Below are 23,454 nucleotides of genomic sequence, written 5' to 3' on the forward strand. Positions count from 1 at the left end.
AGTTAGACCTGGACGCACCGGTTAAACCGGTGTGAGCCGGTTAAACCGGTGGGTATCGGTCTAACCGGCACGCCCGGTTGAACCGAAACACCCTGGTTGAACCGGCACTTCCGGCGCTCCCAACGGTGTTCACCTGCCCGCCTCTCCCGTCCACCTCGCCCGCCCGTCGACCTAAGCAGCCCGGCCTGCCCGTCCACTCGGGCTCCTCGGTCTGCCCGCCTGCCCGCCGCCCGCTCGCCGCCCGCTCGCCCCCCCCGTTCGTCCCGCTGGTCCCGTTCACCCCGCTGGCCCCACTGGCCCCGCTGGTCCAGTTCGCCAGTTCGCCCCGCTCTCCCCGCTCTGCCCGCTCGCCTGAGCGTCCCTCGCCCCCCGTTCGCCCCGTTCGCCTGAGCCCCCGCCCGCCCTCACCCGGCAACGCCCCAACCTGCCGATCCCGCCCCACCCGCAACCGCCCCCGCGCCACCGGCCTACTGTCGCGGACATGACACAGGTTCCGGTCTGGGTGCCGGTGGTCGTGGGGCTGCTGGGGCTCCTCGGTGTGCTCGGCGCTCAGTTCATCGCCGCCTGGCGGGAGGATCGCCGGTGGAACCGGGAGAAGCGCCGGGATGAGGACAACAAACGATTTGACGCCCGGCGTGAGGCTTATGCCCAGGTGATCGGCGCACTGGAGTCCTGGGACTGGGTGATGCACCCACACAAGGACAAGGCGCGCGGGGTGGACTTGGTTACCGGCGAACTCGAACTTGTCGATCTGCGCACGGCCTGGATCGAAGCCAAGAATGTGCTTGGCCTGATCAATCTGGTGGGTACCCGCGAGATTCGGGATTTGTTGCGCACCGCAATGATTTCTCGATCCCGGCTCTCCCGTGAACTGACCCGGCCCGACAAGGGTGACATCCGGCTGGAGCTGGTCGAAAAGTACTGGTCCGAAGCCCAGGACGCCTATGCGCGACTGCGCAATCTCATGCGGTCGGATCTCGGCTTCGAAGCTGTCGATCCGAAAGGCTCTCCCGCCCGGCCCGACCTGGTGGAAAGATGACGAAAGGAGGTGGTGTCGGATGACCACACATCGGGACGGCACCCCGGTCCTGATCACTGAGGCGCAGCAGTCCTACGAGGACCAGTTCGCGGCTCGGAAGCGCAAGTACTTCCTGATGATGTCGATGCGTATCCCGTGCCTGGTGGCGGCCGCGGCCTGCTACCAGATCCCGTGGCTGGCGATCGGTCTGCTGGTGTTGTCGGTGCCGCTGCCGTGGATGGCGGTGCTGATCGCCAACGACCGCCCGCCGCGAAAGGCGGAGAAGGTGAACCGGTTCCGGCGGGTGCGTGACGATACCGCCATCGAATCGAAACAACATCCTGTAATCGAGGGCTGATCTCCACCCGGAGTGGCGGTATGGTTACGTTCCGCTCAATCACAGGGGGCTCAGGTGGACGGTGCGGAAACTCGCCCAGTAGTGGTAGGTACGGAAACTGGTCAGAGTCCGAGGTCAGGGATGTGCGGAGCGATCCATTGGGACCGGACCAACGACCTGGTCGTCGGGAACTTCACCGCGGCGCAGGCCAGTTGGCTCCGGCGGCACCTGTCCGGGTTCGCCTCACTGGTGCAGTGGCGAATGGATCAGTACCACACGGACTACCCGCTCGGTGCTGAGCTGGGCCTGCCGCTGCCGACCGAGGCCACCGAGGACCGCAGGCTGAACGCGATCCTGGACTGGCACTGTTGCGAGGAAGAGTCAGAAGAGGTTCGCCTCTGGCACGAGCCGGACCTGTTCGCCGGTCTGTACAAGGACATCAACCTGGTGTGGGCGACGCTGCCGGAGCGTGGTGGCATGGTCGTGCTGCGCGAGGAACGCCACATGCGCGCCTGGTTCCGGGTGCTGCTCGACTACCGGATCACCGCCGCGATCAGCTGGCGGGTGCCGGATGCGATCTACGACCTGCGCCGGGACCAGCCCGAAGCCGGCGACGAACTCGGCCGCGCGTTCTACCTCACCACCTGGCTGTGGGACGTGGCGCACGAACTGGCCGAGATCAGCAAGATCACCGTTTCGCGCTGACGCACCACGGATTCTCCGCCCGGGTATCCGCTGTAGCACCCAGCGCACACTGACGTCGCGGCCGCGCTCGATGCACCGCCCGCACCGAGCGCCCCGCCATCACCCGCCGCCCAGTCCGCGCCGGGTCGGACACGCCGCAGTCGCGCCGCCCGCACGCTCGGCAGCCAGCGCCGGGGCCGCGCCACCCGCCCGGTCGAGCGGGCCGCGCCACCAGCCCCGCACCCTGCCGCTCAGCCCCGCACGTTCAACGGGCTCGGCGGCTGCGCACCCACCACCTGCACCGCCCGCGCCCCGGCCGCCACACCGGCCGCCAGCGCCGCCGCGATCTCCGCTCCGCCGCGCCAGGCCGCCAGCAGGCCCGCGTTGAAGGCATCGCCAGCGCCGGTGGAGTCCACGCAGTCCACCACCGGGGCGTCCGCGTTCACCGTCGCGCCGGCCGCCACCCAGTGCGCCCCGCCATCGCCCGAGGTCACCGCCACCGCGCCGACCACCTGCAGCAGGTCCCGCGCCGACTCCGGATCCGTGGACCCGGTCAGCACCGCCAGCTCATCGGCGTTCGGCAGCAGCAGGTCGACGCCGGCCACCAGCTCCAGGAACCTCGCCGTGCCCAGCCGGGTGATCAGCGTGGCGGCCTGCGGGTCCACCGAGGTGGTCAGGCCCGCCGCCCGCGCCGCGGCCAGCGCCGCCACGCCCGCGGGACGCGAGCCCTCGTCGAGCAGGACGTAGCCGGACAGGTGTAGGTGGTCCGCGCCGAGCAGGGCGCCGGGGGCGATGTCGGCGGGGCTCAGGCGGGCGTTGGCGCCGCGGTCGGGCAGCATGGTGCGCTGGCCCGCCTCGTCCACCAGGACCACCACGCAACACGTCGGAGCGCTCTCATCGACGACCAGCGCGGTGGTCACGCCCGCCGCGTCGAGCTCCGCGCCGACGCGGTGACCGGCGATGTCGCCGCCGATCCGGCCGATCAGCACCGCCTCGGCCCCGCAGTGGGCGAGCCAGGCCGCGGTGTTCGCGCCCGCGCCGCCGACCACCATGCGCACCGCCGAGCGGGTGTCGCCGCCGTGGACCAGGGGTCCGTCGTGCCGGGCCACCACGTCCAGGCCGGCGTCCCCGACCACCACGATCCGCGCCATCTCAGTTCGCTCCGCTCAGCTCGACCGCCACCCGCGCCGCCAGGTCCGCGTTGGACAGCACCAGCGCCGCGTTCGCGTCCAGACTCACACCCGCGCTGGCCTGGTGGAAATGGGTCAGCAGCACCGGCGTGACGTCCTTGCCGTGCACGTTCCGCTCGGCCAGCAGGGCCAGGCCCTCGGCCAGCAGCCGGTCGTGCAGGGCGCGGTCCATCTCCGCCTCGGCCGGGATCGGGTTGGCCAGCAGCACCCCGGCCGAACCCGGCACCTGGGTGCGGTGCGCGGCCACCACCGCGGCGGCCTCGGCTGGGGTGTCCACCCGCCAGGGCACGTCCAGCTCGGACTCGCGCAGGTAGAAGGCGGGGAAGCGGTCCGTGCGGTAGCCGAGCACCGGCACCGAAGAGGTCTCCAGCAGCTCCAGGGTGGCCGCGATGTCCAGCACCGACTTCACCCCGGAGCACACCACCAGCACCGGGGTCTGGGCCAGCACCGCCAGGTCGGCGGAGACGTCCCAGCTCTCCCGCGCGCCGCGGTGCACCCCGCCCAGCCCGCCGGTGGCGAACACGCCGATGCCTGCCCGCTGCGCCAGCGCGGCCGTGCTGGCCACCGTGGTCGCCCCGCTGCGGCCGAGGCCGATCGCCACGCCCAGGTCCCGGCGGGAGAGTTTGGCCAGGTCAGCGGCCGGATCGCAGACCCGCTCCAGTTCAGCGGGGGAGAGGCCGACCACCGGTGTGCCGTCCAGCACGGCGATGGTCGCGGGCACCGCGCCCGCGGCGCGCACCACGTCCTCCAGCTCCCTGGCCACGCTCAGGTTGCGGCCGGGCGGCAGTCCGTGCGCGAGGATGGTGCTCTCCAGCGCGACCACGGCGCCCCCGTCTGCCAGCGCCGATCGCACCTCGTCACTCACCCGCAGCACCGCTGCCTCCTTCTCGCTGAACTCCGTCTGTCCGTGAGGCATCATGGTGCACGTGAGTACCCAGACTCTTCCCGAGGTCGACACCACCCCGGACGCCACCGACAGCACCAGCGACGACGCGCCGAAGATGTTCCACTACGTGCGCAAGGCCAAGATCGCGGAGAGCGCGGTCATGGGCACGCACGTGGTGGCGCTGTGCGGCGAGGTGTTCCCGGTGACCAAGTCGGCCAAGCCCGGTTCGCCGGTGTGCCCGGACTGCAAGAAGATCTACGAGAGCCTGCCGCCCGGCGGCGGTGCGTGAGCGCGGTTCTCGAACACGCTCAGCTCTCGGTCCGGCCAGGTGCGGAGGCGGCCTTCCTGGACGCCTTCGCCCAGGCCCGGCCGCTGATCTCCGGCCAGCCCGGGTTCCGTTCGCTGCGGCTGTCCCGCTGTGTGGAGCGGCCCAGCGAGTTCCTGCTGCTCGTGGAGTGGGACAGCGTGGCCGCGCACGAGGAGGGCTTCCGGCGCTCGCCGGAGTACCAGCGGTGGCGCGAGTTGCTGCACCACTTCTACCACCCGTTCCCGGTGGTCGAGCACTACCTCGACGCGCTCCCGGGCGCTTAGGCGCGTAGCAGCACGCAGGCCGCGGTGCCGGTGGCGAGCAGGGTGCCGCCGACCACGAGCCACCACTGGCCGCGTGCCGGGTCCAGCAGCGCCGCCGAGCCGAACAGGGACGCGGCCACACCGCTGCTCGCGCCAGCGAGGGTCGCGGCCAGCGGTCCGGTCACGCCCGCGGCGATGACGAGCAGCACACCGAGCACGACCACCGACCATCCCCAGGCGCGCGCCGGGCGGCGCGCCACGCCGATCAGATCGTCCACCCGGTTGACGGTAGTCGCCGAACACGCTGCGCTGTCATCACATCAGGGATTCCGCTCCTCTGGTCGCGATCTTTGCCCGATCGGTGACTCAATCGTTTCCCCGCCGGTGCCGATGGTGATCAACATCGGTCCACGGAAGGAGACGCTGATGCCTGCCAGTCGTGCTGTGCTCGCCTCACTCGGCGCCGTGGCGCTGGCCGCCTCGGTGCTCAACGCGCCGTCGGCGGCCGCGCAGGCGCGGGAGTTCCACCTGGACTGCTCAGCACGAAGTGTCGGCACAGGCACCGCGGAGGCGCCGTGGAACCGCCTGGAACAGGCGAACGCGTTCACCTTCTCCCCCGGTGACCGGCTGCTGCTGCGCCGCGGCACCGAGTGCGGCGGCGTGCTCCGCCCGCGCGGTTCCGGCTCCCGGACCAACCCGATCCAGCTCGGCGCCTACGGCGAGGGCGCCAAGCCGCACATCGCCGGTGGCGGCGCGCGGGCCGCGGTGCACCTGAACAACGTGCAGTACTGGGAGATCAGGGACCTGCGGGTGAGCAACTCCGGCCCGCAGCCCGGCCCCGAGGAGCGGCGCGCAGGCATCCACGTGACGCTGACCGACTTCGGGGTCGGCCACCACTACGTGGTCGCCGACGTCGAGGTGCACGACGTCAACGGCTCCGACCACAAGGACCCCGACCCCAGCGGCGGCATCCTGTTCAGCGCGCTCGGCTCGCAGCGGCCGACGCGGTTCCAGGACGTCCTGATCGAGCGCAACAAGGTCACCAGGGTGGACCGCACCGGGATCGGCACCACCTCGCTCTGGGCCAAGCGCTCCGAGCACCCGAGCGGCCCCGGCAGCTCCTTCGCGCCGATCCGCGACCTGGTGGTGCGGGACAACGTGGTCACCGACGTCGGCGGCGACGGGATCGTGCCGCAGAACACCCTGCGCGCGCTGGTGGAGCGCAACCGGGTGCACAAGTTCAACATGCGCTCCAGCGGCTGGAACGCCGGGATCTGGGCCTGGAACTCCGATGACACGGTGATCCAGTACAACGAGGTCTCCGGCGGTTTCGGCGTCAAGGACAGCATGGCCTTCGACTTCGACGGCGCGTCCAGGAACGTGCTGTACCAGTACAACTACAGCCACGACAACGACGGCGGCGCGCTGCTGGTGTGCAACGCCGAGGGCGCGGTCAACGACGGCGGCGTCTTCCGGCACAACATCAGCCAGCACGACGGGCACCCGGACGTCGCGGTGATCAACATCTCCTGCGCGAAGGCGACCAACGTGCGGATCCACCACAACACCTTCTTCACCGCCCGCAACACCAGGATGGTGGCCAACTACAAGGACACCCAGGTGCTGGCGGCCAACAACGTCTTCGCCCGCGCCGACGGCAACTCCGCCATCGAGGACCAGCACGGCCGCTACTTGGCCAACGCCTACCTCAACGTTCCGGTGCCGGAACGGGACGCCCGCGCGGTGACCGGGGACCTCCGGCTGGTGAACCCCGGCTCGGCCAGCGGGCTGCTGGACCTCGGCGGCTACCGCCTGCGCGCGGGCTCGCCCGCACTGCGCGCCGGGGAACCGGTGCCAGGGGCCGGCAACCGGGACGTCTTCGGCAACCCGATGCCCAGCGTGCCCAACATCGGCGCGTACCAGGGTCCCGGCGTGCACGGGGACTGAGCCGCTCCTGCTCCGGTCCGGCCGCGTCCGACCCCTATGCTCAGCGCGTGCGACTGGGTGGATGGACACGGCGGATCGGGATCACCGCGGGCGTGCTCGCCGGGCTGGGCAGCGTGCTGGCCTCACCGGAGGCGGCGGCGGCCGACCCGGCGCCCGGCCAGCTGGTGCTGCCGCACGTGGTGCTGGGCAAGGCGAACCCGGCAGGGGCCTGGTTCGCCGAGCGGGCGGTGCGCGCCGCCGGGGGCACCGTGGTCGCCAGCTATCCGCGGATCGGCGTCGTGGTGGCGTACTCGCCCCGGGACGACTTCGCCGCCACCGTGCGCGGGGCCAGGGGAGTGCTGGAGGTGGGCGCGACCCGGACCACCAAGCTCCCGGTCGAGCACTTCAAGCCGCGCCGCGACCTGCGCTACACCGGCCCCGGCTCGCCGGCCAGCGGGCAGGTCCCGCCGGAGGGCACCGCGTGGGACGTCCCCGCGCTCGGCCTGGCCGAGGCGCACCGGGTGACCACCGGCAGCCGCCGGGTGGTGGTCGGCGTGCTGGACACCGGCGTCGACGACACCCACCCCGACCTCGCCGAGGCGGTGGACACCCGGCGGTCGGTCTCCTGCGTCTCCGGCTGGGCCGACCGCAGCCCCGGCGGCTGGCGGCCGACCCTGGACGGCCACGGCACGCACGTGGCAGGCACCATCGCCGCGGCCCGCAACGGGTCCGGCGTGCTCGGCATCGCTCCGGGCGTGCGGCTGGCCGCGGTGAAGCTGGCCGAGAAGGACGACACCGAGACCGCGGAGAGCATGGTCTGCGGCTTCATGTGGGCCGCCGAGCACGGCTTCCGGATCACCAACAACAGCTACCGCGCGACCCCGTGGCGCTACCACTGCCCGGACCAGGCCGACCAGTCCGCGATCCGCGCCGCGGTGGGCCGCGCGGTCGCGCACGCCCAGTCCCGCGGCGTGCTGGTGGTCGCCTCCGGCGGCAACGGCGCGCTGGACCTGCACAACCGCACGGTGGACACGGAGAGCCCGGCCGACGGCACCCCGGTGCGCAGGGAGATCGGCAACGACTGCGTGCGGCTGCCGCACGAGCTGCCCGGCGTGCTCGGCGCGGGCGCGGTGGACGAGCAGCTGCTCAAGGCGCGCTTCTCCAACCACGGCATCGGCCCGATCGGCCTGGCCGCGCCCGGCGTGCGGGTCTGGTCCACCGTGCCGAACGGGCAGTACGCGGCCTACAGCGGCACCTCGATGGCCGCCCCGCACGTCAGCGGGGTGGCCGCGCTGTTGGCCTCCCGGCACCCGTTCTGGCGCGGCGACCGGCTGCGCGCCGAACTGCTGGCGAGCGCGAAACCGTTGCCCTGCCCCGAGTTCTACGACCCCAACGGCGACGGCAAGGCCGATGCCACCTGTGTCGCCGACGGCGAGCGCACCAGCTTCTACGGCACCGGCCTGAGCCACGCCGGGGCCGCGCTCACCCGCTGACGCAGTCGAACCGTTCGCGCAGGTCGGCCATGAAGCGGATCAGCTGGTCCCGGCTGGTCACCAGGTCCTCGATGCGGGTGTTGATGGTGGCCAGCTGGGCGTCCAGCATCTCCATCAGCGGCGGGCAGTCCTCGGCGCTGACCGGGTAGGCGCACTCCTGCCCGTCCATCGCCTGCAGCACCGGGCCGACCAGGTGCGAGGGCAGCGCCGAGGAGATCATGCAGCGGATCTTGCCGACCCGCTCCACGTCGGCCTCGGCGTAGATCCGGTACCCGGTCTCGGTGCGGTTCGGCTGGAGCAGTCCCTGTTCCTCGTAGTACCGGAGCATGCGGATGCTCACCCCGGTACGCTTGCTCAGCTCCCCGATCCGCATCTGACCTCCCGTTATTCCCGGCTCAGCACAAGAGAGCCAAGGGTCACGGCGACCTTGACCCTCACACTCATGTCAGACTTTAGCGTCTTTTCCCGTGATCGCTTTCGTCCTGATGTTGTGCGCGTTCGCTGTGGGGACCTCCGAGTTCGTCGTGGTCGGCGTGCTGCCGGAGGTCGCGTCCGACCTGGGCGTCCCCCTGTCCGTGGCCGGGTTGCTGGTCACGGGCTACGCCATCGCCGTCGCTGTCGGTGGCCCCGTGCTGACCGTGTTCACCCGCCGCCTGCCCAGGCGGCCGCTGCTGATCGGCGTGATGGCGCTGGGGGTCGGCGGCAGCCTGTTCTCCGCACTGGCCGAGAACTACACCGTGCTGATGGGCGCCCGGATGGTGGCCGCGCTGGCCCAGGGCCTGTTCTTCGCGGTCGCCTCCCAGGTGGCCACCGCCTCGGTGCCACCGGAACGCCAGACCGCGGCCATCGCCAAGGTGGTCAACGGCGTCGCACTGTCCACTGTGGCCGGTGTGCCGGTCGGCACCCTGGTCGGCCAGGCCTACGGCTGGCGGGCCTCCTTCGTGCTGGTGACCGCGCTGGCATTCGTCGGCATGCTGGGCGTGATCCTGGCCTGCCCCAAGGTCGCGCACGAGCCGGACGCCGGTTTCCGGGCCAGCATGCACGTCTTCGGCCGCCGCTCCGTCCTGCTCGGCCTGAGCACCACCGTGCTGGCCTTCACCGGCATGATCACCACCTTCACCTACGTCACCCCGGCGCTGCGCGAGGTCACCGGCTTCTCGCCGGGCTGGGCGACCGCGGTGCTGCTGGTCTACGGGCTGGGCACGGTGGTGGGCAGCAACATCGCCGGGCGGGTCCGGCCCGAGCTGATCCCCAGGGTGCTGCCGGTGACCATCACCGCGCTGAGCCTGGTGCTGCTGGTGCAGGGCCTGGCCATGCACACCAAGGCGACCAGCGTGGTGGCGCTGTTCCTGCTCGGCGCCTCGGCCTTCGCCACCGGCCCGCTGCTGCACACCTGGCTGATGCGGCAGGCCGAACCGGCGGGCGGCCTGGTCGCCTCGGTGAACATCTCCGCCTTCAACGTGGCCGCCGCGCTCGGCCCGGTGCTCGGCGGCGCGGTGATCGCCAACGGCCTGGGCTTCGACCTGGTCGGCCCGGTGGCCGCGCTGCCCGCGCTGGCCGGGCTCGGGGTCGCGTTCCTGGTGCGGGGACTGGCCAGGCGGCAGCCGGTGGCGCCGGAGCCGGTGCCGGTTCCTGCCTGATTTGTCCGGATTATCGCTGGGCGGAAACTCGCTCGTTGACCGTCGGCGCCGCCGGTGCCCACGATCAGGACCATGCCGAAGGTCCTGATCGTCACCGGCGACGCCGCCGAGTCGCTTGAGGTCCTCTACCCGTACCAGCGGTTGCGGGAGGAGGGCTACGACGTCGACATCGCCGCGCCCTCGGCCAAGCGCTTGCAGTTCGTGGTGCACGACTTCGTCGACGGCCACGACACCTACACCGAGAAGCCCGGCTACACCTGGCCTGCCGACCTCGCCTTCCGCGAGGTGGACCCGGCAGGCTACGTGGCGCTGGTCATCCCCGGCGGGCGCGCCCCGGAGTACCTGCGCAACGACGAGCACGTGCGGCGGATCGTGGCGCACTTCTTCGACACCGGGAAGCCGGTGGCCCACCTGTGCCACGGCGCGCTGGTGCCGGCCGCGGCCGGTCTGCTCATCGCCCGGCGCACCGCGGCCTACCCGGAGTGCGCGCCGGACGTGGTGGCCGGTGGCGGGGAGTTCGTCGACGACGAGGTGGTGGTGGACGGTCCGATGGTGACCGCCCGCGCCTGGCCGGACCACCCGGCCTGGATGCGCGAGTTCGTGGCTCTTTTGCGGGTCAGGGCGCCCATCGGGTGAGCAGGTACTGCCCGGAAGGTCCTTGTGCCGGGCCCCTTCGGGCGGCGACCCTGTCGGGCATGCCCGACCCGGAACCACCGTTGGCCACCCCGGCCGGACTGCTCGGCTCGGTCCGCCGGGCCCTGCAGGTGCTGGAGGCGGTGGCCGACTTCGGCGACGGCGTCACCGCCAAGGCGGTCGCCAGGCGGCTCGGGCTGAACCTGTCCACCACCTACCACCTGCTGAACACCTTGGTGTACGAGGGATATCTGGTCCGGCTGAACCAGCAGCGCGGCTACGGCCTCGGCTACAAACTGACCACTTTGGACAGAGCGCTGCGCAGCCAGCTGGAGGTCTCGCCGGAGGCCTCGGGGCTGCTGCGCGAGGTGCACGAGCAGGCAGGCGTGCCCGCCTACTACGCCGTTCTGCGGGACAACGACATCGTGGTCGCCGAGGTGGCCGACTCGGTGGCCGCGCCCAGGGTGGAGCCGCTGGACGTCGGCTTCCACGAGGCGGCGCAGGGCACCGCGTTCGGCAAGGTGCTGCTGGCCGCGATGACCCCGCAGCGGCGGCGCGAGTACTTCGCCGGGGCGGGCATGCGGCGGGCCACCGAGCGCACGCTGACCTCGCTGCCGGAGCTGGAGGAGCAGCTGGCCGAGGTCCGGCGCAGCGGGGTGGCGACCGAGGTGGAGGAGTTCCGGCCGGAGCTGGCCTGCGTGGCCGCGCCGGTGCGCGACTGCCAGGGGCGGATCGGCGGGGCGCTGGCCTTCTCGGTGCCGCTGCCGGCGTTCGCACCACGGCAGGCGGAGCTGACCGAGCTGGCCATGGCCGGGGCGGCGCGCCTGGGCCACCTGCTGGCGTTGCGCGCGACGCTGGGCTGACCGGGCGCGGCCTCGCCTACTGCTCCGGCGTGCCGCCCTGCGCAGCCTGCCCGCCGCCCCCCGCCTACTGCTCCGGCGTGCCACCCGGCGGGTTCTGCCCGCGCGGCACCCGCACGGTCGGGTTGGTGTCCGCCGGCGAGCTCACCGGCGGCAGCTCCGCGGTCGGCCCCAGCGGCGACACGCCCGGCCCCGGCGGCGGTTCCGTTGGTTCCGGCGCGGGCGTCGCGCCCGGTCCGGCGGCCGTGTGCGCCGGCCGCTCGGCCGGGTCATCGTCCTCGGCGACCTGCCGCCACGCCTCCTGCTCGGCCTGGCTGCGCAGCTTCTCCGCCGTGCGCACCATCTCCAGCCGCCGCCAGCGCCGCCGCTCCCGCCGGGTCATGTTGGCCGGCCACAGCTCCTGGATCGCCGCGTTGAAGTGCGCGCCCAGCACGATCGCGATGCCGATGAAGAAGGCGAACAGCAGGAACGCGATCGGCGTGGCCAGCGCGCCGTAGGTGAACCCGGTGCCGGTCACCCAGGAGATGTAGACCCGCAGGCCGTAGCTGGAGATCAGGAAGAACACCATGGCCAGCGCCGCGCCGGGCAGGCCGCGGTGCCAGGGCAGCTTGCGCGGCAGCGCGACCTTGTACAGCGTGGCCAGCGCCAGCACCAGCAGCAGACCGGTGCCGGGGTAGTAGAACCGGCTCACCCACAGGCTCACCGTGGGCTTCCAGCTCTCCGGGAACACCTCCGGCAGCAGCTCCGGACCCAGCGCCAGCACCGGCAGGCCGATGATCAGCAGCACCAGGGTGACCAGGTACAGCAGCAGGGACAGGATGCGCTGCCAGACCAGGTTGCGCGCGCCGTACTGGCCGTGCGCCACGGTGATCGCGTCCACGAAGGAGGCGGTGGCCGAGGAACCCGCCCACAGCGAGATCAGGAAGCCGATGGAGACGATCTCGCTCTGGCCCTTGGTCAGGATGTTGGTGACCGTGTCACCGATCACCCCGTCCACGACATTGGAGGTGAAGACCTTCCCGGACAGCTCCATGATCCGGCCCTGCACGATCTTGATCACGTCCGGGCCGATCCACTCCGCCACGAAGCCCAGCGAGCCGAGCAGGCCGAGCAGCAGCGGCGGCAGGGACAGCGTCTGCCAGAACGCGGCCTCGGCGGCCTCGCTGAAGATGGAGTCGTCCCAGGCCTTCTGCAAGGTGCGCGTCAACAGCCGCAGCGGCCCGCGTCGAGCACGCTTCGGCTTCGCGGCGCTCGTACCGCGCTCGTCGGGGTCTGCTTGCGGCGAAGTCATCGCAGTGCCAAGCATGCTGCATGGCGTTCCGTCGCGATGCGGAACCCCGCAAAACGGGTGTGTCGTCACCCTCATCGGTTACCCACCGGCCGGGTCGTGGAACGGAGCATCCCCTCCGGCGGGGTAGGCTCGCAGAGCCCTCGGGGACCACTGTCGCGGAGGGCTTTCGCATGTGACCCAATGGGTGTGGATCTTCGAGCGGGAGGGGAGCGCGCGGGCTGTGACAGAGCAACTGGAGGCTGTGCCGCCGGTGGCCACCCGTCCGCTCCGGGCCTGGCAGCGGCGCGCGCTGACCAAGTACCTGACCGCGAAACCGCAGGACTTCCTGGCCGTGGCGACCCCCGGCGCGGGCAAGACCACCTTCGGGCTGCGGGTGGCGCTGGAGCTGCTGGCCGACCGCACGGTCGAGGCGGTCACCATCGTCACGCCCACCGAGCACCTCAAGCACCAGTGGGCGGCCGCGGCCAACGAGGTCGGCATCCCGATTGACCCGAACTTCCGCAACACCACCGGCGTCACCTCGCGGGACTACCGGGGTGTCGCGGTCACCTACGCCCAGATCGCCGCGCACCCCACGCTGCACCGGGTGCGCACGGAGAACCGCAAGACGCTGGTCATCCTGGACGAGATCCACCACGGCGGCGACGCCAAGTCCTGGGGCGACGCGGTCCGCGAGGCCTTCACCCCCGCGGTGCGGCGGCTGTCGTTGACCGGAACGCCGTTCCGCAGCGACGACTCGCCGATCCCGTTCATCACCTACGAGCGGGACGGCGAAGGCCTGCAGCGCAGCAAGGCCGATCACTCCTACGGCTACGCCGACGCGCTGCGCGACGGCGTGGTCCGGCCGGTGATCTTCCTGGCCTACTCGGGCGAGGCGAGCTGGCGGAACAACGCGGGCGAGGAGTTCAGCGCCCGGCTCGGCGAGCCGCTGACCCAGGAGCAGACCGCGCGGGCCTGGCGCACCGCGCTGGACCCCAACGGCGAGTGGATGCCCGCGGTGCTCAAGGCCGCCGACATCCGGCTCAGCCAGAAGCGCACCGTGGTGCCCGACGCCGGTGGCCTGGTCATCGCCACCGACCACGTCACCGCCAAGGCGTACGCGAACATCCTGACCCAGGTCACCGGCCAGGAACCGACCCTGGTCCTCTCCGACGACCCCAAGGCCTCCGGCCGGATCAGCGAGTTCTCCGAGTCCCAGGACCGCTGGCTGGTCGCGGTGCGAATGGTCTCCGAGGGCGTGGACGTGCCCCGGCTGGCCGTCGGCGTCTACGCCACCAGCCACTCCACCCCGCTGTTCTTCGCCCAGGCCATCGGCCGGTTCGTGCGGGCGCGGCGGCCGGGGGAGACCGCGAGCGTGTTCCTGCCCAGCGTGCCGGTGCTGCTCGGCCTGGCCAGCGAGCTGGAGGCGCAGCGCGACCACGTGCTGGGCAAGCCGCACCGGGAGAAGGACGGCTGGGACGACGAGCTGCTCCAGCAGGCCAACCAGCAGCAGGACGAGCTGGGCGAGGACGAGAAGGCCTTCACCTCGCTGGGCGCCTCCGCCGAGCTGGACCAGGTGATCTACGACGGCTCGTCCTTCGGCACCGCCGCGATGGCCGGCACCGAGGAGGAGCAGGACTACCTCGGCCTGCCCGGCCTGCTCGAACCCGACCAGGTGCGCACCCTGCTCCGCCAGCGCCAGGAGCAGCAGCTGGCCAACGCGACCAAACGCAAGAACAGCCAGCCGGTGGCGGCACCCCCGCCGCCGCGCTCGGTCTCGGTCGCCGAACGCATCCACAGCCTGCGCAAAGAGCTGAACACCCTGGTCGCGATGATCCACCACCGCACGGGCAAGCCGCACGGCGTGATCCACAACGAGCTCCGCCGCCAGTGCGGTGGCCCGCCCACCCCCATGGCCAGCATCGAAGAGCTCGAAGAACGCATCGTCACCCTCCGAACCTGGTGACCCCGCAGTGGGCCGACCGGCCTTCGCGGGACGCTCGCCAGAGGGTTCCACTGCGCCATCCGGGCTACCCCTGCGGCCAACCGGGCGTACGACTTCGGCCAATAGCTTGTCCGATATCGGCCAACACTCGGCGCGAGGGCCTGCTAGCTGTGTGAATGCGCTCTCACCAGGGTTACGGGGCGGTTACCTCGCCGTGCCACCATCGTGTCTCTTCTGGCCTTCTGTAAGGATTCAGAAGCCTTCCGTCTCGCCTACCCGGGGCATACGTTGTGACCCACAACATTTCCGGGCTGTGACGCTCGTCGCGGAGTGTCACGGCCACGGCAGTAGGAGGAACGGGCGGATGCGGAGCAAGACGCTTGGCCTGATCGCCGTCGGCTCGGGGCTTGCCCTGGCGCTCTCGGCGTGTGGCGCGAACAGTGCCGGTGGTGGCGGTAGCACCACCGGCGCGAGTGGGTCCGAAGGCAGCGGCCCCAAGGTCGGAGTGATCCTCCCCGACACCAAGTCCTCGGCCCGGTGGGAGGGCTTCGACCGGCCCCTGCTGGAGAAGGCCCTCAAGGAGGCGGGGGTCACCCCGCTGATCCAGAACGCCGAGAACGACCCCGGCAAGTTCTCCACCATCGCCGACTCGTTCATCAGCCAGGGCGTGAAGGTCCTGATGATCGCCCGCCTGAGCAACGAGGGCGGCGCCGCGGTGCAGAAGAAGGCCAAGGCCGCGGGCATCCCGACCATCGACTACGACCGGCTCACCCTGAACGGGTCCGCGGACTACTACGTCTCCTTCGACAACACCAAGGTCGGCGAGCTGCAGGGGCAGGGTCTGCTGGACTGCCTCAAGGACAAGCCGAACCCGACCATCGTGCAGATCAACGGCGGTCCCGAGGACTACAACGCCACGCTGTTCAAGAACGGCGCGGAGAAGGTGCTCAAGCCGGCGTACGAGTCCGGCAAGGCCAAGCTCGGCGGCGACCAGTGGGTCCAGAAGTGGGACAACCAGCTGGGCAACACCATCTTCGAGCAGGAGCTGACCCGCAACGGCGGCAAGGTTGACGGCGTGCTCGCCGCCAACGACGGCCTGGCCTCCGCGGTGATCACCGTGCTGAAGAAGAACGGCCTCAACGGCAAGGTCCCGGTCACCGGCCAGGACGCCGACCCGGCCGCGCTGGCCAACATCCTGCGCGGCGACCAGTGCATGACCGTGTTCAAGCCGATCGCCGAGGAGGCCTCGAACGCGGCCAAGATCGCGATCGCGCTGGCCAAGAACGACAAGGCTTCCGCCGACGCCCTGGCCACGGGCGTGGAGAAGGACCCGGAGGGCAAGCGCGACGTGAAGTCGGTGCTGCTGTCCGCGCAGACCATCACCAAGGCCAACGTCAAGGTCGTGGTGGACTCCGGCTTCGTCAAGGCGTCCGAGTTCTGCAAGGACGATCTTGTCGCGAAGTGCAAGGAAGCGGGAATCACCGTCGGATAGTTCCGGCACCTGATCGCCAACGGCAGGGCGGTGCCCCCCGACCCGCCCTGCCGTCGGCTCATGCCTTCCAAGCACATTCTCGGAATCTGGAGTTCCAGCAGTGAGCAACATTCTCGAACTGCGCGGCGTGAACAAGAGCTTCGGCCCGGTGCACGTGCTGCACGACGTGGACCTGGCGGTCAAGGCCGGCGAGGTCACCGCGCTGGTCGGCGACAACGGCGCGGGCAAGTCCACGCTGGTCAAGTGCATCGCGGGGATCCACCCGACCGAGTCAGGCGAGATCCTGTTCAACGGCGAGCCGGTGACCATCGGCAGCCCGAGGGACGCTGCCGCGCTGGGCATCGAGGTCGTGTACCAGGACCTCGCGCTGTGCGACAACCTCGACATCGTGGACAACATGTTCCTCGGCCGGGAGAAGACCAACGGGCTCACCCTGGACGACGCGGCCATGGAGCAGGCGGCCCGCAAGGTGCTCGCCGACCTGTCCGTGCGCACGGTGAAGTCGGTGCGCACCCCGGTGGCCTCGCTCTCCGGCGGCCAGCGGCAGACGGTGGCGATCGCCAAGTCCGTGCTGTGGGACAGCAAGGTGGTGCTGCTCGACGAGCCGACCGCCGCGCTCGGCGTCGCCCAGACCCGCCAGGTCCTTGACCTGGTGCGCAGGCTCGCCGACAACGGGCTCGGCGTGGTGCTGATCAGCCACAACATGAACGACGTGTTCGAGGTCTCCGACACCGTGGCCGCGCTCTACCTGGGCCGGCTGGCCGCGCAGGTGCCGACCAAGAGCCTCAGCCACGCCCAAGCCGTGGAGCTGATCACCTCCGGTCGCACCGGCGACCTCGGCATCGCCAAGCCGGAAGCCGCCACGATCTAGCGATCTGGCCAGTCCGCCACCGACTCCTTCCCGCGCACCTTTTGACCTGCAAGGAACTCCGGATGACCGAGACCCAGGCCGAGCCAGGCTCGACCTCGACCGCCGTCGCCGACTTCGGCATCGACAACACCCAGCGCAGCTTCGGCCAGGCCGTCGGCGACTACGGCGCCCGGCTGCGCGGGGGCCAGCTCGGCGTGCTGCCCGCGCTCGGCGGCCTCGCCGTGCTCTTCGTCTTCTTCGCCACCCAGTCCAGTGACTTCCTGACGCTGGGGAACCTTTCCAACCTGCTCGCCCAGGGCGCGGGCACCGTGGTCATCGGCATGGGCCTGGTGTTCGTGCTGCTGCTCGGCGAGATCGACCTCTCCGCGGGCACCGCCTCCGGGGTCACCGCGGCGATCTTCGCGCTGCACCTGTCCACCGGCGGCAACCTGCTCGGCAAGATGGGCCTGGCGGTCTTCCTGATCACCATCGCCGGGCTGCTGCTGGCCGCGGTGATGGCGGTGCTGACCAGGCTGTGGGTGGCCGCGGTCCCCGCGGTGGTGGCCGCCGGGATCATGGTCCTCGGCGTGCCGGCCAACCCGTGGGTGGAGATCCTGCTCGCGATCTGCTTCGGCACCGCGATCGGCTGCCTCACCGGCTTCCTGGTCGCCAGGGTGGGCATCCCGTCCTTCGTGGTGACCCTGGCGCTGTTCCTGGCCTGGCAGGGCGTGGTGCTGCAGTACATCGGCGAGGGCGGCACCCTCGGCGTCGGCGACGGCGTGCTGTTCGAGGTGGCCAACGGCAACCTGTCCACCGGGCTGAGCTGGCTGCTGCTGGTGCTCGTCGCCGGTGGCTACGCCGCGGTCGTGCTGACCAGGCATTTCGGCAGGCTCAAGCGCAAGCTGGTGGCCCAGCCCACCTCGCTGGTGCTGGTCAAGGTCGGCGCGGTGGTCGTCTTCGGCGCGATCGGCACCTACCTGCTCACCCTCAACCGCAGCCTGAACGACTCGATCACCATCTCCGGCGTGCCGTACGTGGTCCCGATCGTGCTGTTCCTGCTGGTCCTGGGAACCTTTGTGCTCGACCGCACTCGCTACGGCAGGCACGTCTACGCCGTCGGCGGCAACGCCGAGGCCGCCCGCCGGGCCGGCATCGACGTGCGCAAGGTCAGGATGTCGGTCTTCGTGATCGCCTCCACCGTCGCGGCGATCGGTGCGATCATCTACTCGTCGAAGGTCGGCTCGGTCGACCCGCAGGCCGGTGGCGGCAACACCCTGCTGTTCGCGGTCGGCGCCGCGGTCATCGGTGGCACCTCGCTGTTCGGCGGCAAGGGCCGGGTGCGCGACGCGGTCGTGGGTGGCGCGGTGATCGCGACCATCGAGAACGGCCTGCGGCTGCTCGGCGAGCCCGCCGCGGTGGTCTCGATCGTCACCGGTCTGGTGCTGCTGCTGGCGGCCAGCGTGGACGCGCTGTCCCGGCGGCGGGCGCCAGCGGGCGTGCGCTGAGCCGACGCTGATCGGACCGGGTTCGGCGGGGGCCGATGACGTCCCCCGCGTGCGTCGAGCAGGGGAGTGACGTTGAGCAGCGCGCCCACCGCGGGCACCAGACCGGACGAGGTCCGCAGGCACAACCGGGCCGCGCTGCTCCGCAGGCTGCACGTGGACGGCCCGAGCACCCGCGCCGAACTGGCCACTGAGCTCGGGCTCAACCGCAGCACGATCAAGGCGCTGGTGGACGAGCTGACCGCGCTGGGCCTGGTCACCGAGCAGGTGCCCACCCAGCGCCAGGGCGCGGGCAGGCCCTCACTGCTGGTGCTGCCGCAGGCGCGGGCGGTGCCGGTGCTCGCGGTGGACGTGGGCGTGGAGCAGGTCACGGTGGCCGCGGTCGGCATCGGCGGCACCGTGCTCGGCGGCCGGCACTGGGCCCAGGCCAGAGGCAGTGGCACGCCGGAGAAGGTGCTGGCCAGGGTGGCCGCCGCCTGCCGGGAGCTGGCCGCCGAGCTGGGCAGGCCGCCGGTGCGCATCGGGGTCTCCGTGCCGGGCGTGGTGCGCCGGTCGGACGGCCTGGTGCACGAGGCGCCCAACCTGCACTGGAGCGCGGTGCCCTTCGGCCGGATGCTCTCGGCGGAGCTGCGGCTGCCCGTCCAGGTGGGCAACGACGCCGATCTGGGCGGGCTGGCCGAGCACGTGCGCGGCGCGGCCAGGGGCGCCGCGGACATGGTGTTCCTGTCCGCGGAGGTCGGCGTCGGCGGCGGGGTGATCGTCGGCGGCGCGCCGCTGCGCGGCACCGGCGGCTACGTCGGCGAGCTGGGGCACATGGTGGTCAACCCGCAGGGCCGGTCCTGCTACTGCGGCTGCCGGGGCTGCTGGGAGACCGAGATCGGCGAGGACGCGCTGTGCCGCGCGCTGAACCTCTCCGCGGGCACCGCGCGCGCGGAGATCGTGGCGGAGCTGGCCTCACTGGCCGAGCGGCCCGAGGACGCCAGGCACCGGCTCGAGGGGTTCGCCGGCTGGCTCACCCTCGGTCTGACCAACGTGGTGAACGTGGTCGCGCCCGAGCTGGTGGTGCTGGGTGGACTGCTGGCCGTGCTGCCGCCCGTGCTGGTGACCGAGGTGGCCGAGACGGTGTCCCGGCGCAGCCTGGTCGGACGGGCCGCGGGACGACTGCGCATGGTGACGTCCACGCTGGGCGCGGACGCCGCACTCGTCGGCGCGGCCGAACTAGCCTTCGAGCAGGTGTTCGCCAACGGCTGAACCAGCGGCCTCCGCTGGTCCGGTGCCAGTCCCGCGCACCGCCGTCCGTCAACACCTGCTCGTTCATCGGCAACCCTGCTGTCGGCCGCCGTTGGCCCGTTGCGTGTTCGCTGAGAGCTGAAAAAGTTCCGAGATGTGTCACGGGCGGAGATCCCGGTCAAAGGATCTCCGCCCGTGGGGCTCGTCGGATCAGGGACTGTGCGCCGATCATCCTTCCTGGATGTTCGCCGCCAGCTCCTTCAGCTTCGTCTCGTGTTCCCTGGCGTGGTGACCGCAGAACAGGAGCTCGCCCCCGGACTGCAGAACGGCACGAACTCGAGCAGCGGCCCCGCAACGGTCGCAACGGTCGGCAGCGGTCAGCTCGGGGCGGGTGAGTGTTCCAGGCATGTGAATCTCCCTCCGTCCCGGCACCGGCTCATCCGGTGCCCGTTGTTGCCAGCGAAACTCCGAGGCGGTGGCTGCTGCCGCGGTGTCGCGCTGGTTCCACTCTATGCAGACGTCCGGCGGTTCGTCAGTGTTCCCGACCTCGTGGCGATGCCGGTCACGTCCGAACTACCCGGTTGTCGCAGGGTTGAACACTACGAGTGTCCATGGCCCGTTGTGAAGATCGCTCATCGACATCCAGATGCCTTATCAAGTTGCCGCCGTTGGTCCTCAATAACCGTGACATCGGGACAACTCGCGCCCAGGCTAGGGCTGACCTTGTGAAACTGCGGTGGTGTGCTCGTCGCTGTGGGTAACTGTGCTGGTCAGCGCTAGGGCAACCAGTGGGCAACGCCTGCCCTGATGCGGTTCGAAGTCCGTTGTGTGTCTGTTTTGTTGTATTTCTCTCGGGTATGTGCGCGGCATGTTCGACGGTTTCGAGTTGGAGCGGCTCCAGGTCGGCGGCGTGTCGTTGCGCGTCCGGCACGGCGGTTCGGGCCCGCCGCTGTTGTTGCTGCACGGCCATCCCCGGACGCACGCCACCTGGTACCGGGTCGCGCCGCTGCTGGCCGAGCGGTTCACCGTGGTCTGCCCGGACCTGCGCGGCTACGGCGAGTCGGACAAACCGCCCAGCACCCCGGACCACGAGCCGTACAGCAAGCGAGCTCAAGCCCTCGATCAGGTGGGCCTGATGCGCCTGCTGGGCCACGACCGCTTCGCCGTGGCCGGGCACGACCGGGGCGCGTACGTGGCCACCAGGCTGGCCCTGGACCACCCCGAAGCGGTCTCCGCGCTGGCGGTGCTGGACGCGGTGCCGATCGGCGCGGCACTGGCCCGCTGTGACGCCCGGTTCGCCGCGGCCTGGTGGCACTGGTTCTTCCTGGCCCAGCCGGAGCTGCCGGAACGGGTGATCAACGCCGACCCGGACGCCTGGTACGGCGGCCGCTACGGCCCGGCGCACGGCCGGGACCAGCTCGGCGAGGCCTGGCCCGACTACCAGCGCGCCATCCACGACCCGGCGACCGTGCACGCGATGTGCGAGGACTACCGGGCCGGCCTGGGCATCGACCGCGCGCACGACGAGGCCGACCGCGCCGCCGGCCGCCGGATCACCGCGCCGACCCTGGTGCTGTGGGCGGAGCGGGACGACCTGCCCGCGCTCTACGACGGCGACGTGCTCGGCGTCTGGCGCGAGTGGGCGCGGGACGTGCGCGGCCACGGCATCGACAGCGGCCACCACATGAGCGAGGAGGCCCCGGCGGAGCTCGCTGAGGCCCTGACCCGCTTCCTGGCCTGAAAGGCAGGCTGCGAGCCGCTCAGACCGTGAGGGGCTGGCGCGCGATGCCGTTGGGCACCGGCATCATGGCCATCCGCACCGAGGGCTCCTCGGTCAGCGGCTGGTAGAAGGCGTGCAGGTCGGACTGGGTGCGGATGGTCGAGTTGTGCGGCCACAGCGCCGAGTTCAGCCGGATGTCCACCCCCGCCGCGCCCACGGTGAAACCGAGCCCGCGCAGGTGGGTCAGCCAGGCGGCGTTGCCCATCCGGCACTGCCCGAACACCCACTGGAACCCGGCGGTCCGGTAGTGCTTGGCCATCCCGGACAGCAGCCGCCCGACCAGCCCGTGCTGCACGGTCTCCTGCAGCACCGCCACCCCGTTCACCGCGATGATCGAGCGCACCAGCAGCCGGTTGGCCTCCGCGGGCAGCCCCAGCCCGCCGATCAGCGCGCGCGGCACCCCCGCCGCGGCCATCCCGACCAGCTTCTCCTCGTGCCGCCGGTCGGCCGCCACCAGCACCAGCCCGTGCGAGCCGTCGGTGCCGTCCGCGCGGTCGGCGTCCACCGAGGCCCGCAGCGCCTTCCCGGTCACCGGATCCGAGACCAGAAGCCGCTCGACCTGGCGGCCCTCACCGGGGCGCGCGGGCCGCAGCCACACCGAACTACCGAGGGGGCGGTCACTCCGCCGAGTCTGCGTCTTCCGCTTTGTCACGCGGAGTACGGTAGCGGTCACCATTCGTGCACCGCCGAGTGGGGGTACGTCTTGCGCCGTTCGCCCAAGTCATTCCCTAGGGGACAAATCCGGGACGCCTCGGGTCCCGCTCCCGAGCCACCCGAGCCCGCCGATCGGCAGCCTGGAAGCAACAACCCAGCCCCGCCGAGGAGCGCCCGTGTCCTGCCGTGACTGTCGCACCTGCACCGACCCTGGCCTGGTCTGGCTGGTGAAGCGGCTGTTCATCACCGCCGCCTACCTGCTCACCCTCGGCCTGCTCTACCTGCTCAAGCACTTCCTGCGCCGCCACTGCCCGCAGTGCGGCCACATCCTGGCCAACCACCGCCGCCGTGCCGACGGCTCGTTCAAGGACTGAGCAACCGGGAACTGAGACCGGCACGGCGAAGGCCGCCGATCCCGTGGGGCGGGATCGGCGGCCTCCTCACTTGTGCCGGGCAGGCCACGGTTGCGGCTCGGGGAGATGACGGTAGGCCGAAAGGGCTAACAAGAACCGGTGTTCGTCGTACGCACCTGACACAGAGGTCGGGGCAGGCGAAGGAGAGCACCGTGAGCCAACCATTCGAGCCCGTGACACCGCCGGAACCGACCCGGCGCGGACGCCGGAAGTGGCCTTGGGTGGTCGGCGCCGCGGTGGTGCTGATCATCGGGATGGCCAACCGCGGCACTGACCGGCAGCAAGCGGAGAGCCCGGCCGCGGCGTCGAGCGCGGCTCCGGCCGCCGCGACCGCCGCCGGCACGTCCGCCGCCACCCCGACTCCGCCGCCGACGACGGTTGAGCCGACCACTCCGCCGCCACCGCCGGAGGAGCCCAAGGTGCACCAGGGCAGGGGCGACAGCGTGATCAAGCTCGACCGGCGCAGGGCTATCGGAGTGGTGGTCTTCGAGTGTCCGAAGTGCACCGGGAACACCGTGCTGAAGTCCGACGGCGCCGAGTCGCTGCTGGTGAACGAGATCGGCGCGTACAGCGGCAAGCGCTGGATCGACATCAGGGAGAACAGCCGGACCACCACGCTGACGGTCAAGGCGAGGGGTGCCTGGAAGCTCACCGTGGGCGGGATCGGGCTTGGCCGGGTGGTGCCGGCGGGGGAGGCGGTCAGCGGCCGGGGCGACGACGTGCTGCTCGTCGGTGGGACGTCCGAGGTGGCGAAGGTGACGAACACCGGTGAGGGCAACTTCGCCGTCCACCATGCCTCGATGATCACCGCGAGGCTGGAACTGCTGATCAACGAGATCGGTGGTTACGAGGGCACGGTGCCGTTCACCGGTTCGGCACTGGTGCAGGTGACCTCGTCCGGGAAGTGGACGATCGCGCCGTCCTGACCGAAGGCCAGGGGCCCGCCCCGCGGTCGCGGAACGGGCCCCATCGACTCTCGCCCGGACTCAGTCCAGGTAGTCGCGCAGCACCTGGGACCGCGAGGGGTGCCGGAGCTTGGACATGGTCTTGGACTCGATCTGGCGGATCCGCTCCCGGGTCA

General features: G+C 71.2%; 25 protein-coding genes. 18 read left to right on the top strand and 7 right to left on the bottom strand.

From position 1 onward, the window contains the following. Positions 1-481: 481 nt before the first annotated feature. The 3 genes from ACWDY5_RS28115 to ACWDY5_RS28125 all read left to right on the top strand — a co-directional run bounded on the left by ACWDY5_RS28115 (position 482) and on the right by ACWDY5_RS28125 (position 2,060). Complete coding sequence (locus ACWDY5_RS28115; protein ID WP_449725165.1) at positions 482-1,039, top strand: hypothetical protein; 558 nt, start codon at positions 482-484, stop codon at positions 1,037-1,039. Between the two features lie 19 nt (positions 1,040-1,058). Beyond that, positions 1,059-1,376 (top strand): DUF3099 domain-containing protein, encoded by a 318-nt coding sequence (locus tag ACWDY5_RS28120; protein WP_252479107.1) that lies wholly within the window; start codon positions 1,059-1,061, stop codon positions 1,374-1,376. A gap of 120 nt (positions 1,377-1,496) precedes the next feature. Then, a complete protein-coding gene (locus ACWDY5_RS28125) occupies positions 1,497-2,060 on the top strand; it encodes a DUF2017 family protein (protein ID WP_449725166.1) in 564 nt (187 codons plus the stop codon). 230 nt (positions 2,061-2,290) lie between these two features. Here the strand turns inward: ACWDY5_RS28125 and ACWDY5_RS28130 are convergent, their stop codons facing one another. Both ACWDY5_RS28130 and ACWDY5_RS28135 read right to left on the bottom strand, forming a co-directional pair. After that, a complete protein-coding gene (locus tag ACWDY5_RS28130) occupies positions 2,291-3,190 on the bottom strand; it encodes a carbohydrate kinase family protein (RefSeq protein WP_449725167.1) in 900 nt (299 codons plus the stop codon). Between the two features lies 1 nt (position 3,191). After that, on the bottom strand, positions 3,192-4,103 hold the full coding sequence (locus tag ACWDY5_RS28135) for a pseudouridine-5'-phosphate glycosidase (protein ID WP_449725168.1): 912 nt from the start codon (positions 4,101-4,103) through the stop codon (positions 3,192-3,194). 52 nt (positions 4,104-4,155) lie between these two features. Here ACWDY5_RS28135 and ACWDY5_RS28140 point away from each other — a divergent pair, with 52 nt between their 5' ends. Together ACWDY5_RS28140 and ACWDY5_RS28145 are read left to right on the top strand one after the other, a co-directional pair. Further along, entirely contained in the window at positions 4,156-4,404 is a 249-nt protein-coding gene (locus ACWDY5_RS28140; RefSeq protein WP_449725169.1) for a DUF3039 domain-containing protein, read from the top strand. Beyond that, the gene (locus ACWDY5_RS28145; RefSeq protein ID WP_449725170.1) at positions 4,401-4,706 is read left to right on the top strand and encodes an antibiotic biosynthesis monooxygenase family protein; all 306 of its coding nucleotides are present in this window, start codon (positions 4,401-4,403) and stop codon (positions 4,704-4,706) included. Before ACWDY5_RS28140 ends, ACWDY5_RS28145 begins: the two co-directional genes overlap by 4 nt. Here the strand turns inward: ACWDY5_RS28145 and ACWDY5_RS28150 are convergent. After that, positions 4,703-4,963: a hypothetical protein gene (locus ACWDY5_RS28150; RefSeq protein ID WP_449725171.1), complete on the bottom strand. Its 261-nt coding sequence runs from the start codon at positions 4,961-4,963 to the stop codon at positions 4,703-4,705. The genes ACWDY5_RS28145 and ACWDY5_RS28150 overlap by 4 nt on opposite strands. 148 nt (positions 4,964-5,111) lie before the next feature. Here ACWDY5_RS28150 and ACWDY5_RS28155 point away from each other — a divergent pair, with 148 nt between their 5' ends. Both ACWDY5_RS28155 and ACWDY5_RS28160 read left to right on the top strand, forming a co-directional pair. Further along, on the top strand, positions 5,112-6,632 hold the full coding sequence (locus ACWDY5_RS28155) for a right-handed parallel beta-helix repeat-containing protein (RefSeq protein WP_449725172.1): 1,521 nt from the start codon (positions 5,112-5,114) through the stop codon (positions 6,630-6,632). A gap of 47 nt (positions 6,633-6,679) precedes the next feature. Further along, a complete protein-coding gene (locus ACWDY5_RS28160; protein WP_449725173.1) occupies positions 6,680-8,104 on the top strand; it encodes a S8 family peptidase in 1,425 nt (474 codons plus the stop codon). On the opposite strand, the gene ACWDY5_RS28165 is transcribed toward ACWDY5_RS28160, so the two are convergent. Further along, positions 8,094-8,477, bottom strand: coding sequence for a MerR family DNA-binding transcriptional regulator (locus ACWDY5_RS28165; RefSeq protein WP_449725174.1), 384 nt, complete (start codon positions 8,475-8,477; stop codon positions 8,094-8,096). The two genes, ACWDY5_RS28160 and ACWDY5_RS28165, sit on opposite strands and share 11 nt — an antisense overlap. Positions 8,478-8,571: 94 nt before the next feature. Here ACWDY5_RS28165 and ACWDY5_RS28170 point away from each other — a divergent pair, with 94 nt between their 5' ends. The 3 genes from ACWDY5_RS28170 to ACWDY5_RS28180 all read left to right on the top strand — a co-directional run bounded on the left by ACWDY5_RS28170 (position 8,572) and on the right by ACWDY5_RS28180 (position 11,240). Further along, on the top strand, positions 8,572-9,744 hold the full coding sequence (locus tag ACWDY5_RS28170; RefSeq protein ID WP_449725175.1) for an MFS transporter: 1,173 nt from the start codon (positions 8,572-8,574) through the stop codon (positions 9,742-9,744). A gap of 72 nt (positions 9,745-9,816) precedes the next feature. Continuing rightward, positions 9,817-10,380, top strand: a complete 564-nt coding sequence (locus ACWDY5_RS28175; protein WP_252479096.1) for a DJ-1/PfpI family protein — start codon at positions 9,817-9,819, stop codon at positions 10,378-10,380. 59 nt (positions 10,381-10,439) lie between these two features. After that, a complete protein-coding gene (locus tag ACWDY5_RS28180) occupies positions 10,440-11,240 on the top strand; it encodes an IclR family transcriptional regulator (protein WP_449725176.1) in 801 nt (266 codons plus the stop codon). A gap of 64 nt (positions 11,241-11,304) precedes the next feature. Here ACWDY5_RS28180 and ACWDY5_RS28185 read toward each other — a convergent pair whose 3' ends face one another. Continuing rightward, positions 11,305-12,543 carry a YihY/virulence factor BrkB family protein gene (locus ACWDY5_RS28185; RefSeq protein ID WP_449725177.1) on the bottom strand — a complete coding sequence of 413 codons (1,239 nt, stop codon included), beginning with the start codon at positions 12,541-12,543 and terminating at the stop codon, positions 11,305-11,307. A gap of 205 nt (positions 12,544-12,748) precedes the next feature. Between ACWDY5_RS28185 and ACWDY5_RS28190 the strand changes: the two genes are divergently transcribed. The 5 genes from ACWDY5_RS28190 (at position 12,749) to ACWDY5_RS28210 (ending at position 19,547) form a co-directional block, all read left to right on the top strand. Then, positions 12,749-14,473 carry a DEAD/DEAH box helicase family protein gene (locus ACWDY5_RS28190; RefSeq protein WP_449725178.1) on the top strand — a complete coding sequence of 575 codons (1,725 nt, stop codon included), beginning with the start codon at positions 12,749-12,751 and terminating at the stop codon, positions 14,471-14,473. Between the two features lie 343 nt (positions 14,474-14,816). After that, positions 14,817-15,944: a sugar ABC transporter substrate-binding protein gene (locus tag ACWDY5_RS28195; protein ID WP_449725179.1), complete on the top strand. Its 1,128-nt coding sequence runs from the start codon at positions 14,817-14,819 to the stop codon at positions 15,942-15,944. 100 nt (positions 15,945-16,044) lie between these two features. Then, complete coding sequence (locus tag ACWDY5_RS28200) at positions 16,045-16,815, top strand: ATP-binding cassette domain-containing protein (protein ID WP_449725180.1); 771 nt, start codon at positions 16,045-16,047, stop codon at positions 16,813-16,815. Between the two features lie 62 nt (positions 16,816-16,877). Next, positions 16,878-18,299 carry a sugar ABC transporter permease gene (locus ACWDY5_RS28205; protein ID WP_449725181.1) on the top strand — a complete coding sequence of 474 codons (1,422 nt, stop codon included), beginning with the start codon at positions 16,878-16,880 and terminating at the stop codon, positions 18,297-18,299. A 72-nt stretch (positions 18,300-18,371) separates the two neighbouring features. Further along, positions 18,372-19,547: an ROK family protein gene (locus ACWDY5_RS28210; RefSeq protein ID WP_449725182.1), complete on the top strand. Its 1,176-nt coding sequence runs from the start codon at positions 18,372-18,374 to the stop codon at positions 19,545-19,547. A gap of 207 nt (positions 19,548-19,754) precedes the next feature. On the opposite strand, the gene ACWDY5_RS28215 is transcribed toward ACWDY5_RS28210, so the two are convergent. Next, positions 19,755-19,934, bottom strand: a complete 180-nt coding sequence (locus ACWDY5_RS28215; protein ID WP_246492521.1) for a DUF7455 domain-containing protein — start codon at positions 19,932-19,934, stop codon at positions 19,755-19,757. Between the two features lie 460 nt (positions 19,935-20,394). Between ACWDY5_RS28215 and ACWDY5_RS28220 the strand changes: the two genes are divergently transcribed. Next, positions 20,395-21,267, top strand: a complete 873-nt coding sequence (locus ACWDY5_RS28220; protein ID WP_449725185.1) for an alpha/beta fold hydrolase — start codon at positions 20,395-20,397, stop codon at positions 21,265-21,267. 19 nt (positions 21,268-21,286) lie between these two features. On the opposite strand, the gene ACWDY5_RS28225 is transcribed toward ACWDY5_RS28220, so the two are convergent. After that, on the bottom strand, positions 21,287-21,958 hold the full coding sequence (locus ACWDY5_RS28225; RefSeq protein ID WP_449725183.1) for a hypothetical protein: 672 nt from the start codon (positions 21,956-21,958) through the stop codon (positions 21,287-21,289). A 178-nt stretch (positions 21,959-22,136) separates the two neighbouring features. Between ACWDY5_RS28225 and ACWDY5_RS28230 the strand changes: the two genes are divergently transcribed. Together ACWDY5_RS28230 and ACWDY5_RS28235 are read left to right on the top strand one after the other, a co-directional pair. After that, the gene (locus ACWDY5_RS28230) at positions 22,137-22,334 is read left to right on the top strand and encodes a hypothetical protein (RefSeq protein WP_252479086.1); all 198 of its coding nucleotides are present in this window, start codon (positions 22,137-22,139) and stop codon (positions 22,332-22,334) included. Positions 22,335-22,525: 191 nt separating this feature from the next. Further along, on the top strand, positions 22,526-23,299 hold the full coding sequence (locus tag ACWDY5_RS28235; RefSeq protein WP_449725184.1) for a hypothetical protein: 774 nt from the start codon (positions 22,526-22,528) through the stop codon (positions 23,297-23,299). Positions 23,300-23,454: the final 155 nt, after the last annotated feature.

This window comes from Crossiella sp. NPDC003009, assembly GCF_053591555.1.